Below are 18,954 nucleotides of genomic sequence, written 5' to 3'. Positions count from 1 at the left end.
ACACTAAATAACATTATAGAAAAACTATTTTAGAATTAATCCATAATAAACTTTATTTCAGAAAACTTAATATACAGTAATAAATTATGATTACCTAGGAAATAATATACAGGTGACAATATATATTGAAAGTGAGGATTTTTATGGAGTACATAGTTATATTATCAATAGTTTTCTTAGTAGCACTTAGAGTTGTTACATTAAGAAAATGTAGTGATGATGATTTATTGGATTATATTAAGATAGGTGAACATAATAAAGAGGATTTAAATAGCATAGCTATAGAACTCTCACAAAAGTACAGTGATATAACTAATAAGAGCTGTAAAAAGTCTCTAATTTATAATATTCAAAAGTGCTATAAAAAGATTATTGCTTGCCATGATGAAATAAATGAAGAGTACAAAAAAAAATGCGACATTATACAAGGTGGAGAATGGATATTAGATAACATGTATATTCTAGACAAAGAATATCATGATATAAAACTTAATATGCCACATAAATATTATAAACATTTACCTGTAGCTAAAAGGGGTATATTTAAGGGGTATCCTAGAGTTTATCAAATTGCGGTAGAACTTGTAAGTAATAGTGAAGGAAACTTAAATGAAAATATAATTAAAGAGTTTATTAACAGTTATCAAAAAGAAACTATATTGACCATGGGTGAATTATGGGCATTGCCAATTATGATTAGAGCTGCTTTAATTCAAAATATAGGAAAAACTTGTGAAGAAATTTCTTTTACAGTAAGAGAAAAAAAGAGAGCAGAAATTTTGGCGCAAGATATAATTAACAGTCAATTAGATGGAAGTTTAAAATATAATTTTCATGAAGAAGTAAAAAAACAAAAAATAACTACTGTTTTTGCAGATCATCTATTAAAACTTTTAAGAGATAATGGAATAGAAAATAATGAAATAAATAAAGTGATAGAAGATAAATTAGAATTTAAAGAAATTAATATAGATGCCGTAATAGCTACTTCTTATAAAAGAGAAAGTAAATTTGAAAGTGTATTAGGTAATAGTATTACATCTTTAAGGGATGTGGAAAGATTAAATTACAAAAGACTTTTTGAAAAAATATCTATAGTTGAGCAAACATTAAAAGAAGACAAATTAAAAATCTACAGTGATATGGATTTTCAATCTAAGGATTATTATAGACATGTAGTAGAAAGAATATCAAAGCAGAACAATATTCCAGAGTCTTATATTGCAAAAAAAGCTTTGGAATGTTCAAATGAAAATACAGAAAAGCCTTATGAAAATCATATTGGATACTATTTATTTGATGATGGAAGAAAAAAATTAAACAAAAAATTAAACATTAATTATAAGGGCTTTGAAAGATTAAAAAGCTATATAAAAGGGAGAGCAGTTACATTTTATGTAACAACTATTATTTTATTAACTATTATTTTATCTGCAATCTTTGTATATTGGAGCTATATAAATGATTACGATTTTAGATTATGGAAGTATATATTAGTGTTATTTATAACAGCGATACCACTTAGTGATGTCGTAATTTCTATATTGAATTGGAGTATTACTCATTTATGTATTCCAACTATAATGCCTAGAATCAAATTTAACAATATACCGGATGAGTGTAAGACTGCGGTAGTAGTACCAACTATTATAAATGATAGTAAGAGAGCTAAAGAATTAGTGGATAATTTAGAAGTTTATTATCTAGCTAACAAAGATGAAAATCTGTTTTTTGTATTATTAGGAGATTTCAGAGATAGTGATAGAGAAGTATTAGAAGATGATAAAAAAATTGGTGAAGATACAATTAGTTATATAAGAGAGCTGAATGAGAAGTACTGTAAAAATAAAGATGACAAGTTTTTCTTTTTATGTAGACATCGAGTATATAATGAGGGAGAGAAGCTTTATATAGGCTATGAAAGAAAAAGAGGAAAAATAATGGAGTTCAATGCTCTGTTAAGAGGAGAAGAAAATACAACTTATAATATTTTTAGTAGTAGTATCGAGGAGTTAAAAAAGATAAAATATGTAATAACTTTAGATGCTGATACAGTACTTCCTAGAGAAGCAGCTAAAAAACTTGTAGGTGCAATGGCGCATCCTCTTAATATTGCCTATGTAGCCAAAGAAAAGAAGACTGTATTAAGAGGTTATGGGCTAATGCAGCCTAGGATTAGTGTAAGTATTTCAAGTTCAAATAAAACTTATTTTTCTAATGTATTTTCTGGAGAAACAGGGATAGATATCTATACTATGGCAGTATCTGATGTATATCAAGATCTTTTTGGAGAAGGAATTTTTACTGGTAAAGGCATTTATGATTTAGATATATTTGAATATATGCTAAAAGATGAAATACCGGAAAATAGGATATTAAGTCACGATTTATTGGAAGGTTCCTATGTTAGAGCTGGTCTCATAACAGATGTGGAGCTAATAGATGATTATCCTGCTTATTATAATTCAAGCTCAAAAAGACTTCATAGATGGGTCAGAGGAGATTGGCAGCTTATTCCTTGGCTATTTAAGAAAAGTCCAATAAATAGATTATCTAAGTGGAAAATCTTTGATAATCTTAGGAGAAGTCTAATTTCGCCTTCTATGATAATACTACTATTTTTAACTTTAATAAAACTATTGCCTAATGGAACTGATAAATGGTATATGGCTGCATTTATATCTCTCATTACTCCTATACTATTTGATGTTACTGAATATGTTGTATCACCATTAAAAGGTATTAGCTTAAGTGGAAGAATACAAAATGGAAAAATGGCATTTAAACAAGTATTTTTTATATATGTGTTTTTACCTTATCAAGGATGTTTAATGCTAGATGCTATAATTAGAACTATTTATAGAATGGCTATATCTAAGAAAAATCTATTACAATGGCAAACAGCAGCAGATGTAGAGAGAACTTCAGGAAAAAGTTTAAAAGCGTACATATACTCTATGTGGTATGGCAGTATAATTTCCTTAGCTATACTAGCTGCAGCCTTTTATAACAGCATAAATGTAGGATTGTCTTTATTACCAAGTTGTATTTTATGGTTTTTAAGTCCTATGATAGCGTGGTTAATTAGTATTGAGAATGAAAAAGAGATATATGCCATGGAAGAAAATGAAGAGGCTACAATAAGAAGGATAGCTAGAAAAACTTGGGCATATTTTGAAGATTTTATAACTGAAGAGTGTAATTATTTGGGAGTAGATAACTACCAAGAAGAGCCATGTAAAGGTGCAGCCCTAAGGACTTCCCCTACTAATATGGGAATGAGTATTATTTCTAATATAACTGCTGTAGATTTAGGTTATATCAGTATTGCAAAAGCTGTAGAAAGAATAGAAAACTCTATAAATAGTATGGAGAAATTAGAAAAACACGGAGGGCATTTTCTAAACTGGTATAATAGTGAGACTAAAGAGCCGTTATATCCAAGATATATTTCTACAGTAGATAGCGGAAATTTAGCAAGTTATTTGTTTACTACTTATGAAGCTTTAAATGTCTATGAAGAAAAGCCTTTTATTACTTCTATTACTAAAGGAATTCAAGATACGATTAACTTAGCAGCAGAAGAAATTGAAAGTCTTCCATCTAAACAATATATATATTTAATGCTTCAAGATGAATTTGATAACAATACTAATGATTTAATTTCTTTTAGGCACAATTGTTGCAATTTACTTTTAAGGGTAAAAGAAATATTAGAAATCCAAGATTTGAAATCAACTTATTGGACTAACAAACTTATAGAGGACTTACAAGGTTATATTAAAGAAATAGATAATATTTTTCCTTGGATTACTCATTTAGAGTGCTATGATGATGATATTTTAGATGAAATAGATGATATTGCTACCTATAGTACATTAAAAGAGTATGAAAATAAGATTAATATGCTAATGAAAAAAATAAAATCAAGTGAAGGAAAGTCTGCTTTAAAAAATAGTATAGATAAAATAAATACATTAATAAATTCTATAGATGAAGTAAAAGAAAAAGTATTAAATATGGCTTATGCAATGGATTTCTCTATACTCTTCGATAAGGATAGGGAATTATTTTCCATTGGCTATGATTTAGAAAGTAATAGTAGAGGGAATAGTTATTATGATCTTTTAGCTTCAGAGGCAAGACAGGCAAGTTTTATAGCTATTGCTAAAAATGAAATACCAACAAGTCATTGGTTTAAACTTGGAAGATCTATGACCACTGATGGTGTAGGAAAAGGATTAGTATCTTGGAGTGGTACTATGTTTGAATATTACATGCCTAGACTTATAATGAAAAATTATCCTAATACTCTATTGGATGAAAGTTATGAGTTCTCCTTAAATTCACAAATAGAATATGGAAAAAATAAAAAAGTTCCATTTGGTATATCAGAAAGTGCTTATTATAACTTTGACATGGATTTAAATTATCAATATAAGGCTTTTGGAGTGCCAACATTAGGATTACAAAGAGGTCTTGAAAATGAATTAGTTGTGTCACCTTACTCAACCATAATGTCACTTATGGAAAATGAGGAAAAGGGCTTTAAAAACATAAGAAAGCTTATTGAAGAGGGAGCAGAAGGAGTATATGGTTTTTATGAGGCTATAGATTATACTCTAGATAGAGTTTCAAAAGGTATGAATAAGCAAGTTGTAAAATGCTATATGATACATCATCTAGGTATGAGTATAATGGCTATAGATAATATATTAAATAATAATGTGCTCCAAAAATACTTTCATTCAATGGCAATGATTCGAGCTACAGAATTATTATTGCAAGAAAAGATTTCTAAAAGAGTAATCTATGATAGAGAAAAGAAATATGCAATTCAAAAAAGTATGCATGATGTGCAAAAGATTATACCTAGAAAAATTGAATCTCCAGTTAGCAAGTATCCTATAGTTGGTCTTTTATCTAATAATAATTATAGCGTAATGCTAACAAATAGTGGTAGTGGATATTCAAAGATAGATAAATTACTACTTTATAGATACAGAGAAAAAAATACAAATAATAATACGGGTATGTTCTTTTATGTGAAAGATATTAATAATGGGGAATATTTTTCTTCAACTTATGAACCTTGTAGAGAGAATAGGGAAAAGTATACTGCTAATTTTTATTTAGATAAAATTGAGTATATAAGAAATGATAATGAACTGCTTACTAAAACTTCTATAGTGTTATCTAAGGACGAAAACCTAGAGCTCAGAACTTTAGAATTGAAAAACAATAGTGAAGAAGAGAAAATTTTAGAGGTTACAAGCTATTGTGAAGTTGTACTTCAAGGATATGACGGAGATTTAGTTCATCCTGCCTTTGGAAACTTGTTTATAAAAACAGAATTTATAGGGGAAGATGAATTAATAATAGCTAATAGAAATCCTAGACATAAAAATGAAGAAATTCCTTATATGATGCAATATATAGTAGTGGAAGGTGAGGCAATAGGTGCTTTAGAATATGAAACTTCAAGAGCAAAATTTATAGGAAGAGGTAATGATAAGAATTCTCCTCAAGCTATAAAAAATAATATAATGCTAACTAATACTGTAGGGGCTGTGCTAGATCCTATTATAAGTCTAAGAAAGAGAGTTAAAGTAAAACCTAAAAGTAGTTGTAAAGTTCATTTTTTAACTTCTTTTAGTTATGATAAAGAAGAGTTGATAGAAGTTTCGAGGAAATATAGTGAAGTAGAATCAATAAATAGGTTATATAGTTTAAGTTTTGAATATTGCCAAAAAGAAATGAAAAGCTTAAATATAAAATCTACTCAAGGAAATTTATATCAGCAATTAGCATCAAAAATATTATTTTTAAATTCTAGCTATAGAGAAAGAGAAGAACATATTGTAAAACTTAATAAAGGGCAAAGAGATTTATGGGGATATGGAATATCTGGCGATATACCTATGGTTTTAGTAGTGGTAGAAAAAGAAAAGCACATAGATATTGTAAGGCAAGTTATTAATTCTCATAGTTATCTAAGAAGAAAACACATATCTTTTGATTTAGTAATATTAAATCAAGAGCCTGTAAGTTATAAACTTCCTCTTCAAAAAAGTATAAGAGATTTAATATCTTCAAGTAGCTTGAAGTATCTAGAGAATAAAAAAGGTGGAGTATTTTTACTTTCATCAGCTATACCTGAAGAAGATATAAACTTGTTTAAAGCAATATCTTCTGTAGTCATTGAGGGAGAAAAAGGAACCTTAGCTTCACAAATAAATTATATGGAAAAGGAAAATAAAATAGTATTTTTAGAGGATGATACAAAAAAAGAGAAGAAGAGATATAACTATAAGGAAGATATAGATATTAAAATTCCACAACTAGAGTATTTTAATCAATATGGTGGCTTTGGAGATAATGGGAAAAATTACACTATTATACTTAAAGATAATCAAAATACTCCTACACCTTGGATAAACGTAATAAGTAATCCTAATTTTGGATTCTTAGTGTCTGAAAGTGGAACATCTTATACTTGGCTTAAAAATAGTAGGGAAAATAAGTTAACCGTATGGAACAATGATTATATTGTAGATTATTGCAGTGAATGTATATATATTAGTGATGGACAGGAAATTTGGAGTCCAACACCAAAACCTATAAGAGATAATAAAACTTATATAATTGAACATGGTTTTGGTTACTCTAAATTTGTTCATTATAATTTTGGAATAACCTCTGAAACTACAATGTTTGTACCTATAGATAAAAATGTAAAGCTAATAAAACTGAAGCTTAAGAACAATGAAAATTATGAACGAGAATTACGTGTAGCATATTATGCAGAATTAACTATGGGTGTTGTTAGAGAAAATACTTATAAAAAAATCTTTACTGAAATAGATAATGAAAATTCATATATATCTAGTAAGAATCCTTATAATATGCCCTTTGAAGATACTATATGTTATTTAACTATTAACGGAGAAGAACAGATTTCTTTTAGTGGAGATAAACTTGAGTTTTTAGGAGCAGAAGGTAAAATTTCCAATCCTAGAGCTATGAAATATAAAGAACTAAGAGGTGGTCATGGAGGAGGATTAGATCCTTGTCTAGCATCAATGACCACTATTAAACTTAAAGAAAATGAAGAAAAAGAAGTTGTGATTATTTTTGGAGCTGAAGAAAGTAGAGAAGCTTTAGAGAAAACCATAGAAAAGTATAGAAGTATAGAAAATATAAATGCCTCCTTGAAAGAAGTAAAAGATTATTGGAGTACACGTTTAAATACACTTCAGGTTAATACTCCAGACAAAAGCTTTGACATAATGATGAATGGATGGCTTATGTATCAAACTATATGTTGTAGGCTATGGGCTAGAACCGCATTTTATCAATCTGGAGGAGCATTTGGCTTTAGGGATCAGCTTCAAGATGTCATGGCAACATGCTATTTAGATCATGAAATTACTAAAAATCAAATTCTTTATGCTGCTTCAAGACAATTTGAAGAAGGAGATGTACAACATTGGTGGCACCCAATTATAGATAGTGGAATCAGAACTAGATTTAGTGATGATTTACTATGGCTTCCTTATGTAGTTAGTGATTATATTGATAAAACAGGAGATTATAGTATTTTAGATGAAGAAATATATTATTTAAAAGATGAAGAACTTAGAGAAGGTGAAGATGAAAGATATAGAATTTCACCTAGATCGGAGTTAAAAGAAAGTTTATATAAACATTGCCTGAGGGCTATAGAAAAATCATTAAAATTTGGAGAACATAATATACCATTAATGGGTAGTGGTGACTGGAATGATGGAATGAGCACTGTAGGTAATAAAGGAAAGGGAGAAAGTGTTTGGCTTGCATGGTTTTTATATAGTATCTTAAACAGCTTTAAAAATATTTGTAGCTTTAAAGATGATGATGAATCTTATAAAAAATATGATGAAATGCAACAGTTTATAAAAGAATCTCTAGAGGAAAATGGATGGGATGGACAGTGGTATAGAAGGGCTTACTTTGATGATGGCACTCCACTAGGATCATCTTATAATGAAGAGTGTAGGATAGACTCACTAAGTCAATCCTGGTCAGTTATTTCTGGGGCTGGAGATAAAGAAAGATCAGAAGAAGCTATGAATAATCTTTATAAATACTTAGTAAGAGAAGATAAGGGAATGATACTATTATTAACTCCTCCTTTCAACAAATCAAAACTTGAGCCAGGATATATTAAGGGATATATACCAGGAGTTAGGGAGAATGGAGGCCAATATACTCATGCTGCTACTTGGGCTATACTGGCTTTTGCTAAAATGGGTAAATGCGATATTGCAGTAAAACTCTATAATATGATTAATCCTATAAATCATAGTAGTGATTATTTGTCAGCAGAAATTTATAAAACAGAGCCTTATGTAATGACGGCAGATGTTTATTCTGTTGAGCCCCATGTAGGCAGAGGTGGCTGGAGCTGGTACACAGGAACTTCATCATGGATGTATAAAGTAGCTATTGAGGGAATTTTAGGGTTTTCACTTAAAGATGGGAAAGGATTTACAATAAATCCTTGCAGCTCTTTACCTTGGCAGCAATATGAAATGCAATATAGGTTTAATGAAGCTATTTATAATATTAGGATTAAAAAAGGTGAGGAAAATAGTATTTATCTTAATGATAGAAAAATTGAAGGTAATTTTATCCCTTACTTTGATGAAGGACAATACAATATAGAAGTAACTTACAATTAATATACCTTTTTCTAAAATAATAAGTTAGCATTTAAATGTAAACTATAAACTAAAAAACGTGGTGATCAACCACGTTTTTTTAGTTAAAATCTTCCTCTATAAGCTCAACGGTGATTCCATCCATATCTTTTACAAATATGATTTTAGCACCTAAATCTGTGGTTACAGGTCCCTGTAAAATTTCAATATTTTCACTCTTAATAATGTCTAACATTTCATCTATATTTTCAATATGGACTATTATAGACATATTAGATTTAGATGAGCTTTCAGAGTTTATATTATTATTTTTTATAAATTCAATAAGGTTATTGTTTTCATCACCTAATATTATTATGTGTACATTAGGTTGGGGAGTAAAATTTCTTTTTTCTTTAAGATTTAAAAGCTTTTTATAGAAATTCGTAGATGTTTCCATATCTTTTACAAAAATTGTTGGATAAATAGATTTTATCATGTACTTTCCTCCTAAAAACAAATATTTTAAATTTATAATATGCCTTCTTAAATTTTCTTATATTCCGATTATAACAATTTTTTGAATTTTTCACCATATAAAAATACCTAGCTTTAAAAGCTAGGTTAAGGTATTTAAAATAAATTATTTTTCCTTTGAAGTTTTTTCGGATTTAAAACCAGGTATATCTGAGCCGCTATTATAAGTATAGTCAAATTCTTGATTGGAGATATTATTTGATACAATATTATCTCTTACGTTATCAGGAAGAACTGTATAATCCTTTAATGAATAGGCTTTAACTTCTTTTAATGGTGCTTCTAAAAATTCACGCTCATTTGGTCCATAAGAGTTTTTTTTCTTCTTTGACATAAAAATCACTCCCTTATATAAATATGGTTTAGTTTAGACATCTTGAAAAACAACTAGCTATTACACTAATTAATTTTCTACTATACCCTATCATATGGATAGATTTATAGATGTAAGTTAGTTTTTAGCATGATATAAAATATTACTTTTATCTTTAACTAGTTATTTTGATTCAGACTCTTACAGTTATTTTGCCTACAATATAAAAAATAATACTAAATATATTTTGGACAAATTATAGAATTAAAAGGAGAATAATTCTTTTTATAGAATAAGATAAAATAATAGTAAAATTAAGTGATTACAATTTTTGTTAAATAAGGAGGAATTAATATGACAGAATTAAGACAAGTTTATAAATGTGATATTTGTGGAAATATGATAGAGGTTGTACATGCTGCTGGAGGTAATTTAGTTTGCTGTGGTAAACCTATGACTCTTAAAAAAGAAAATACTACTGATGCAGCTAATGAAAAACATGTTCCTGTATTAGAAGAAGTGGATGGAAAAGTTGTTGTTAAAATAGGTTCAGTAGAGCATCCGATGACACCAGAACATCATATTGAGTGGATTGAACTTCATACAGAAGATAGGGTTTATAGAAAATATTTAAGCGTTGATGAAAAACCAGAAGCTGTTTTTAATATAGCTCCTGATAAAGTCTTATACGCAAGAGAGTATTGTAATTTACATGGATTATGGAAGTCATAAAAACTATTGACATTATCTACTTAATGTCATATTATATATAAAAGAAAAACAATAAAATCGTTGAAAAGAAGTAAGTAAGCTTAAAAACAGATTTAAAGAGAGTGATAGATGGTGGAATTATCATAATTATGCTTAAGCTGAATGGGTCTTTGAGATTCAAGATGAACTTAAAGTAGTCTTTGACGTGGACCTCACGTTATAGAGGTAAGATATTATAATGTATCTGATAAAGAAGACTAAATTAATTAGTTTTGAATTTAGGTGGCACCGCGTACGATAGCGCCCTATGGAATTTTTCCATAGGGCTTTTTTATTTAATTTAGAGAATAATTTTAAAAGATAAAGGAGGAATTTTTATGGAAGATAAAAAAAAGGTTATATTTAGTGGAATACAGCCTTCAGGAGATTTAACATTAGGCAACTATTTAGGCGCTATTAAGAATTGGACTAAACTTCAAGAAGAATATGAATGCTATTTTTGTGTAGTTAATTTACATGCAATTACTGTATCGCAAAGTCCAGCAGACCTTAGAAGAAGAACTTTAGAAATTTTGGCAATCTATATAGCATCAGGTATAAATCCAGATACTAATGCACTGTTTATTCAGTCACATGTGCCAGCTCATTGTGAGGCATCTTGGCTTTTAACTTGTAATAGTTATATGGGAGAGCTTAGTAGAATGACTCAATTTAAAGATAAATCTAAGAATAGTGGCGAAAGCATAAGTGCTGGATTGTTTAACTATCCAGTGCTTATGGCAGCGGATATACTTTTATATCAAACAGATGTGGTACCTGTAGGAGTGGATCAAGTACAACACTTAGAGCTTGCTAGAGATTTAGCTGAAAGGTTTAATAGACTATACAGTCCTACCTTCGTAATACCTGAGGCTTATGTAGGCAAAACTGGAGCTAAAATAATGGATTTACAAAATCCAGAGAAGAAAATGTCTAAATCGGAAGAAAACCCAAATGCATATATATTAATTATGGATCCACCTGAGGTTATAAGAAAGAAAATTTCTAGAGCTGTTACAGATAGTTTAGGAGTAGTTAAATATAATGATGACCAATTAGGAGTTAAAAATTTAATGACTATACTAAGTACTATAACAGGAATGACAATAGAAGAAATAGAGAAGAAATATGAAGGCCTAGGATATGCAGAATTTAAAAAGGATGTAGGAGAAGCAATAATTTCTGAGCTTGAGCCAGTACAAAAAAAGGTTAAAGAACTTTTAGAGAATAAAGATTATCTTGAAGAAATCTATAAAAAAGGTTCAGAAAAAGCAAATTATGTAGCTACAAAGACATTAAGAAAAATGCAGAAAAAAATTGGGCTTATACCAAGATAATTAAGTTTATTTAAGAGCCTTTATTTCATATTTAAGTAAAATGTTGAAAATTGCATAGTAAATTGTTATAATTTACTATGCAATTAAAATATTTGGAGGTCATAGGCAATGACTACTAGAATAGCAGTTTTGGGTGGACCAAGATGTGGAAAAACTACACTTATACAACAATTATACGTTGATATGAAAATATTAGGATTGGATGTAGGGTGTGCAGCAGAATATAGTACAGAGTATCTAAGAGAAAAAGGTATGATTGAAACTATCTCTGAACAATATGGTATATATTTAGGCCAAGCTAAGTTAGAAGAAGAGTTAGAACTTTTTGATTATGCTATTACTGATTATGCTACTTTTGTTCCATACATATATGCAAGGTTTATGCTAGGTGATAAAAAACGCACTGTAAAAGAAATAGAGATATTAAAAGATCTTTATGGACTTGCAATTAGAGATATTTCCAAATACGACTATGTATTTTACGTAGGAAGAGAATTTGGATATTCTAAAGATGGAGTTAGATGGCAAGATGAAGAAACTGCCAGCAAAGTAGATGAGGCTATTAAACAATTTTTAGATGTAGAATCTGTACCATATATTAAATTGACAGGAAATACTAGAGAAAGAGCAAAGCAAATGTTAGACATAATTGGGATAAAAGATGCAACTTTGGAAGTTGCTGGAGAAAGCGTTTAGAGACTATATTTTAGTCACTAAATGCTTTTTGATTTGTAGGAAATTGTAAGAGTTATAATTATAAATAATTGATTTCAATAGCTAATATCATAATTTTTTATTTTTATAGTTTTAGATAAAATTTTTTTTAAAAATTGTTTTATATAAATCAATATGATATTATATAAGGTAGATTTATTTACAGAACATAGCCTAAATCTCATAAAAATTTATTGATCTAGTTAATTTTGATAAAAATTATATATAGGATAATACATAATAAATTGTAATTTAGTTTTAAAATATTTATATAATTGGAAGTTTATTTTAGATTAATTTATTACAATTAAATTTTTCTTACAATAATAGTTATATGAATATTTATAAAACTTTAAATTTATATATTTTATGAAGATTTAGGATAAAATAGTTAATATATTTAAATAAAGGAGCGGTACTTTTGAGCGATTACATAAAAGAAATTGAAAAAAGAAGAACCTTTGCTATAATTTCTCACCCTGACGCTGGTAAGACTACACTTACAGAAAAATTACTTTTATATGGAGGAGCTATTAGACTTGCAGGGTCTGTTAAAGCTAGAAAAACAGCTAAACATGCTGTTTCGGATTGGATGGAAATAGAAAAAAAGAGAGGAATTTCCGTTACTTCTTCAGTAATGGAGTTTAATTACAATGGATTTTGCATAAATATATTAGATACTCCAGGCCATCAGGATTTTAGTGAAGACACCTATAGAACTCTTATGGCAGCAGACAGTGCGGTTATGGTACTTGACGGTGCTAAAGGGGTTGAGACACAAACAAGAAAGTTATTTCATGTTTGTAGTATAAGAGAAATTCCTATATTTACTTTTATAAATAAAATGGATAGAGAAACAAGAGATCCTTTTGAACTTATGGAAGAACTTGAAAATGAACTTGGAATTAAATCTTATCCAATAAATTGGCCAATAGGTACAGGAATGCACTTTAAAGGGGTTTATGATAGAGAGAAAAAGGAAATAGAAATATTTAATGCAGGGAACCACGGGCAAACTGAAGTTGAGACAAATATAATTTCTATGGAAGATGAAGAGGCAGTAAAAGAAGCTATTGGAGATTCATTATATGAAAAACTATTAGAAGATATAGAGCTTTTAGATGTAGCAGGAGACGACTTTGATTATGAAAAAGTTAAAAGAGGAGAATTAACTCCTGTATTTTTTGGAAGTGCATTAACAAATTTCGGAGTAGAACCATTTTTAGGACACTTCTTAAATTTAACTACAGTACCATTACCTAGAGTATCAGATAAAGGTAAAATAGATGTATTTTCAGAAGATTTTTCTGCCTTTGTATTTAAGATACAAGCTAATATGAATAAAGCTCATAGAGATAGAATAGCATTTATGAGAATTTGTTCAGGGAAATTTGAAAAGGGTATGGAAGTTTTCCACATTCAAGGGAATAGTAAAGTTAAACTTTCACAACCACAGCAATTCTTAGCACAGGATAGAGAAATAATAGAAAATGCTTATGCTGGGGATATAATAGGAGTATTTGATCCAGGTATTTTTAGTATAGGTGACACATTATGTTCTCCAAATAATAAGTTCAGATTTGAAGGAATACCAACTTTCGCACCAGAGCATTTTGCTAGAGTTAGAACAGTAGATACGATGAAAAGAAAACAATTTATAAAAGGAATAACTCAAATTTCTCAAGAAGGTGCTATCCAAGTATTTAAAGAACTTCATATAGGTACAGAACAAATTATTGTAGGGGTTGTAGGAGTACTTCAGTTTGAAGTTTTAGAATTTAGACTTAAAAATGAGTATAATGTTGATATTAAAATGGATATGCTTTCCTTTAGAAATATAAGATGGATTGAAAAATCTGATATACCAGCAGAGAAATTAAATATTACTAGTGATACTAAAGTTGTAAAAGACTTTAAAGATAGAGATTTATTGATTTTCCAAAATGATTGGGGAATAAGTTGGGCATTAGAGCATAATAATGGTCTAGTATTATCAGATATAGCTAAAAATAATGATTAAGATATTTTAAAATACTTAATAAAGAAAGCGTGATGAATTCACGCTTTCTTGTTTTTAAAAACTAATTATAGATAAATTAGAAAAAGGTGTTTAAAGGCTAAAAGCCATTTTTAATATAGCTTTTAGAGATGTTTTATGGACGTAAATATTTATGAAATATATCTTGAATTATAGTAAATAAGCTGATTATTAATAGCATATTTATTAAATTTCCACCAATTAAAAAGAAGAGACATATTAATAATAGTAGTAACAAAAAACCACCAAACCACCGTAAATATGTCATTTAGCTATCATCCGCTATGTAAAACTTATAAAATTTAATAAAAATATTATAAGTAACAATAACGGTTTTCACCTACCTTTCTTCAAAAAATTCTTGAATATTCACAATAGAACTATTTACTTATGAATTTGTAATTAAAATTAGTTTCTGCTAAAGTAGAATAAAATATACAAAACTTTTGAAATATTACTAACAAAACATTGCAATTTTTTCGTTTGTATGTATAATTAATATGGGAAAACTTTATAAAGGAGTGGTTAGCATGGCAAATAACAAGGTAACTACTAAGAGTAGTGTAAATAGAAATACAGCATTATCATTAGTACAAGTTGCTATAATGGCTGCAATAATTTATATTGCAACGAGTATAATACATGTACCATTTATCTCTGGAGAAGGTGTACTTCACTTAGGCGATAGTGCAATTTTTGTTGCAGCAGTATTGTTGGGTAAGAAAAAAGGAGCTGTGGCAGGAGCAATAGGAATGGCTTTATTTGATATACTTTCACCATATATTGTTTGGGCTCCATTCACTTTTATAATAAAAGGTCTAATGGCTTATATTGCAGGTGCTTTAGCCTATAGAAATGGCTATGATGGGAAAAATTTCATGAACAACTTCTTTGCTTTTGCAATTTCAGGAGTTGTTATGATAATAGGGTATTTTTTTGCAGGCTGGATAATATATAATTTACCTAATGCAATAGCAGCTATTCCAAGTAATGCATTGCAAGTTGCAGCTGGTATGGTTATAGCATTACCACTATCAACACAATTAAAAAAACACATAAAGTTTTAATAATGTAGAGGGAATTATACCCTCTATTTTTATTCTGCAGGAAATTGTAATAAAGTCAAATCTGTGGACAACTTTAAACAATACACAGCCTTAAAAAATGCACAATGCACAATTCACANNTAAAAAAAGTTACTGTGTAACTTTAAGAAATAATCAATTTTAAATTTCTCAGTGGTAGCTGAGAAATATCTACAATTGTGCATTGTGAATTGTGAACTGTGAATTAAGTTAAGTTCACCGCTACAAGATCAATTCAAAATTTCTCAGAAATAACTGAGGAATATCCATAATTGTGAATTAGAAAAAGGAGTTCAAAGAACTCCTTTTTTATATAGACCTTTATATGTTAAGAATATTATTCAGTATAATTCTAAAATTAAAAAAGAGAGCAATTGCTCTCTTAGTATTCTAGTTATTATTTGCTGTAGTTATTTCTAGAATTTTTTCTAGATTTTCTGCACTCAGGGCATCTTACTGGATCATTTTCAAATCCTTTTTCTTTGTAGAAAGCTTGCTCTCCCTCAGTGAATACGAATTCTTTTCCACAATCTTTACAAGTAATATTTCTATCTGCCATTATTAATGACCTCCTTTTAATCTAAGGACTAATTAAACAATGGATACTATCACTTTCTTTTCCTCGATTAAAGGAGGGGATAATTGCCTTGTTCTAATTAACCTTTTTTTATCTATTAGAGTTGAATAAAACCCTAATATTATTATAGCATAATTATTATATAATACAATAGAGTTTTTCAAAATAAGTGGAAATTTTTTTGAGAAAGTAACAATTTATGTATATGAGTAAATTAAAATTATCATTTGCATAAAATAATATAAAAGCTAGTTATGAAGAGGATTACATGGCACATGGAGATTTTAAAATGTTGATGAAAAATAGCTGTTAACTAAAAATTCAAAAAATTAAAAATAATCGTAAAAAATATTTAAAAGACTAGAAATTATTTTATAAAATATAGTTTGAAATGAATAATTATATAAAATTTAGCTATTATAAAAGTAAGGAATTTATAAGTGGATTTTACATTAATTGAAAAATTTCCTAATAGTTTATTGTAAAAATATTCTGAATAATATATAATGAATATAACTCAAATATAGTAGCTCATGGTAATAATTAAATAATAAAATAAGTCTGGGGGCGTTAAAAATGATTCATGTATTCTGTAACAAAAAAGGCTCAGGAAAAACAAAGGCTCTTGTCAGCTTAGCAAATGATAAGGTTTCTAAGGCAAAGGGTAACTTAGTTTATGTTGATGATGACAGAAGAATGGTTTTTGAACTAGATAGGAAGATAAGGTTTATATGCGCAGAGGACTTTAAAGTAGATAATGCAAAAGATTTCTATGGTTTTTTATGTGGAATGATAGCACAAGATTATGACATTGAGACTATTATGATAGACGGAGTTATGAATGGAGTAATTTCATCTTTAGAAGAAATGAAAAAATTATTTTATAAAATTGAATATTTGACTCAAGAGTTTAACATTGAGTTTTTCATAAATATTAGTGGAGATCCTAGACATTTACCAGACGAGATAAAGAGATATATTAGTTAAACCCAGTTATTTTATATAATTTATACTTGTATTTACTAAAGAATAATAGTATTATAGTAATAATAAATTTTATATTTAAAGGCGATGATAGAAATAAGTAGTTGTGGAAATCATAAAGAGAGCTGATGGTTGGTGTAAATCAGTTGAGGAACATAATGAAATACATTCTTGAGCTTTAGGCTGAACTTAAATTTTAACAGTAGGCTGATACGGCATTTCTTACGTTACAAGATATGAGTGGATTTTTTACAAAATCAATTTGGGTGGTACCACGGAAAATTTCGTCCCTAGTTTTTTAACTAGGGACTTTTATTATTTAAAAAACTATAAAAACTCTAAAAAAATATTTTCACAGAAATTTCAGTGAGAATTTTAAATTTTGAATTCAAAAAAGAGACATATCTAATTTTTATTATTAAAACTAATATCGTACTACAAAAGGAGGAATTAAAATGAGTAATACAAATGTATATGACGTTTTAAAAGAACGTGGATTCTTAAAGCAGTTAACACACGAAGAAGAAATGAAAGAAATATTAGGAAAAGAGAAAGTTACTTTTTATATAGGATTTGACCCAACAGCAAATAGCCTTCATGTTGGACATTTTATAGCTATGATGTTTATGTCTCATATGCAACAAGCAGGTCATAGACCAATAGCACTAGTTGGTGGTGGTACTGCAATGGTAGGAGATCCATCAGGAAGAACTGATATGAGAAAAATGCTTACAACAGAAGATATAGATGAAAATATTAGAGGCATTAAAAAGCAATTATCAAGATTAATAGATTTTAGTGATGATAAAGCTATACTTGAAAATAATGCTAATTGGTTATTAGACCTTAACTATGTTGAATTTTTAAGGGATGTAGGAGTTCATTTTTCTGTTAATAGAATGCTTACTGCAGAATGCTTTAAACAAAGAATGGAAAAGGGATTATCTTTCTTAGAATTTAACTATATGCTAATGCAAGGATATGATTTCTTAGTATTAAATCAAAAGTACAATTGTACCATGCAGTTAGGTGGAGATGATCAATGGTCCAATATTTTAGCAGGGATGGAGCTTATAAGGAGAAAAGAAAGTAAAGCAGCATATGGTATGACTTGCACACTATTAACTAACAGTGAAGGAAATAAAATGGGTAAAACTGCAAATGGTGCTGTATGGTTAGATCCAGAAAAAACTTCTCCTTTTGATTTTTATCAATACTGGAGAAACATTGATGATGCCGATGTTGAGAAATGTTTATCATTATTAACTTTTGTACCTATGGATGAGGTAAGAAGACTTTCTGCATTAGAAGGATCTGAAATAAATAAAGCTAAAACAGTACTTGCTTATGAAGTTACAAAACTTGTACACGGAGAAGAAGAGGCAGGAAAAGCTAAGGCTGCTGCAGAAAGCTTATTTGGTGGCGGAGTTGATATGTCTAATGTACCTACAGTAACTATAGGCAATGATATGTTAGAAGGTAATATATTAGATATATTGGTTCAAACAGAAATAGTACCATCTAAAGCAGAAGGAAGAAGACTTATACAACAAGGTGGGCTAACTATAAATGAAACTAAGATAGAGGATGTTAATGCTAAATTCTCCATGGATTTCATAAAAGATGGATATGCATTAATAAAAAGAGGAAAGAAAAAATTCTATAAATTGGAAGTTAAATAAAAGAAAAACTGCTACTATGTTAGCAGTTTTTCTTTTGTTATGTATTTTAATGGAATTTTTAAAAATATGTGTATATGGATGCTTTATAGATATACCAGCTCTAAATTTAATATATATGTGAAAACAATTGGTATTTTTGAATATCATAGTTGAAGCTATTGAGTTCACAATTCACAGTTCACAATTCACAATTGTGGACATTTCTCAGTTATCACTGAGAAATTTTAAATTGATACTGTAGCGGCGAACTTAATTC

11 protein-coding genes and 2 other annotated features are annotated in these 18,954 nt (G+C 28.6%); of the genes, 8 read left to right on the top strand and 3 right to left on the bottom strand.

The features are described 5' to 3' along the window. The first annotated feature begins 143 nt into the window (after nucleotides 1–143). On the top strand, nucleotides 144–8,723 hold the full coding sequence (locus B2W91_RS14030) for a GH36-type glycosyl hydrolase domain-containing protein (protein WP_291582021.1): 8,580 nt from the start codon (nucleotides 144–146) through the stop codon (nucleotides 8,721–8,723). A gap of 79 nt (nucleotides 8,724–8,802) precedes the next feature. Here the strand turns inward: B2W91_RS14030 and B2W91_RS14025 are convergent, their stop codons facing one another. Both B2W91_RS14025 and B2W91_RS14020 read right to left on the bottom strand, forming a co-directional pair. Beyond that, nucleotides 8,803–9,180, bottom strand: coding sequence for a VOC family protein (locus B2W91_RS14025; protein WP_291582018.1), 378 nt, complete (start codon nucleotides 9,178–9,180; stop codon nucleotides 8,803–8,805). A gap of 144 nt (nucleotides 9,181–9,324) precedes the next feature. After that, nucleotides 9,325–9,552, bottom strand: coding sequence for a hypothetical protein (locus B2W91_RS14020; RefSeq protein WP_291582017.1), 228 nt, complete (start codon nucleotides 9,550–9,552; stop codon nucleotides 9,325–9,327). 333 nt (nucleotides 9,553–9,885) lie between these two features. Between B2W91_RS14020 and B2W91_RS14015 the strand changes: the two genes are divergently transcribed. The 5 genes from B2W91_RS14015 (at nucleotide 9,886) to B2W91_RS13995 (ending at nucleotide 15,437) form a co-directional block, all read left to right on the top strand. After that, a complete protein-coding gene (locus B2W91_RS14015) occupies nucleotides 9,886–10,263 on the top strand; it encodes a desulfoferrodoxin (protein WP_291582015.1) in 378 nt (125 codons plus the stop codon). A gap of 51 nt (nucleotides 10,264–10,314) precedes the next feature. Then, nucleotides 10,315–10,553 (top strand) — a binding site (T-box leader). Nucleotides 10,554–10,619: 66 nt separating this feature from the next. Beyond that, nucleotides 10,620–11,618: a tryptophan--tRNA ligase gene (trpS, locus tag B2W91_RS14010; RefSeq protein WP_291582013.1), complete on the top strand. Its 999-nt coding sequence runs from the start codon at nucleotides 10,620–10,622 to the stop codon at nucleotides 11,616–11,618. Nucleotides 11,619–11,726: 108 nt separating this feature from the next. After that, nucleotides 11,727–12,314, top strand: coding sequence for an ATP-binding protein (locus B2W91_RS14005; RefSeq protein ID WP_291582011.1), 588 nt, complete (start codon nucleotides 11,727–11,729; stop codon nucleotides 12,312–12,314). Between the two features lie 439 nt (nucleotides 12,315–12,753). Beyond that, nucleotides 12,754–14,352 (top strand): peptide chain release factor 3, encoded by a 1,599-nt coding sequence (locus B2W91_RS14000; RefSeq protein WP_291582009.1) that lies wholly within the window; start codon nucleotides 12,754–12,756, stop codon nucleotides 14,350–14,352. A gap of 548 nt (nucleotides 14,353–14,900) precedes the next feature. Continuing rightward, complete coding sequence (locus B2W91_RS13995) at nucleotides 14,901–15,437, top strand: ECF transporter S component (protein WP_291582007.1); 537 nt, start codon at nucleotides 14,901–14,903, stop codon at nucleotides 15,435–15,437. 415 nt (nucleotides 15,438–15,852) lie between these two features. Here the strand turns inward: B2W91_RS13995 and B2W91_RS13990 are convergent, their stop codons facing one another. Next, complete coding sequence (locus B2W91_RS13990; RefSeq protein ID WP_291582006.1) at nucleotides 15,853–16,014, bottom strand: zinc-ribbon domain-containing protein; 162 nt, start codon at nucleotides 16,012–16,014, stop codon at nucleotides 15,853–15,855. 594 nt (nucleotides 16,015–16,608) lie between these two features. On the opposite strand from B2W91_RS13990, the gene B2W91_RS13985 reads away from it, so the two are divergent. Continuing rightward, on the top strand, nucleotides 16,609–17,019 hold the full coding sequence (locus B2W91_RS13985) for a hypothetical protein (protein ID WP_291582004.1): 411 nt from the start codon (nucleotides 16,609–16,611) through the stop codon (nucleotides 17,017–17,019). A gap of 75 nt (nucleotides 17,020–17,094) precedes the next feature. Next, nucleotides 17,095–17,311: a binding site (T-box leader), on the top strand. Between the two features lie 160 nt (nucleotides 17,312–17,471). After that, complete coding sequence (tyrS, locus tag B2W91_RS13980) at nucleotides 17,472–18,698, top strand: tyrosine--tRNA ligase (protein ID WP_291582002.1); 1,227 nt, start codon at nucleotides 17,472–17,474, stop codon at nucleotides 18,696–18,698. Nucleotides 18,699–18,954 lie beyond the last annotated feature (256 nt).

Origin of the sequence: Clostridium sp. UBA6640 (assembly GCF_002455975.1) — a bacterium.
GTDB lineage: Bacteria > Bacillota > Clostridia > Clostridiales > Clostridiaceae > Clostridium_J.
The sequence above is the reverse complement of the archived record's forward strand: the minus strand, read 5'-3'. Positions and strand labels throughout refer to the sequence as shown.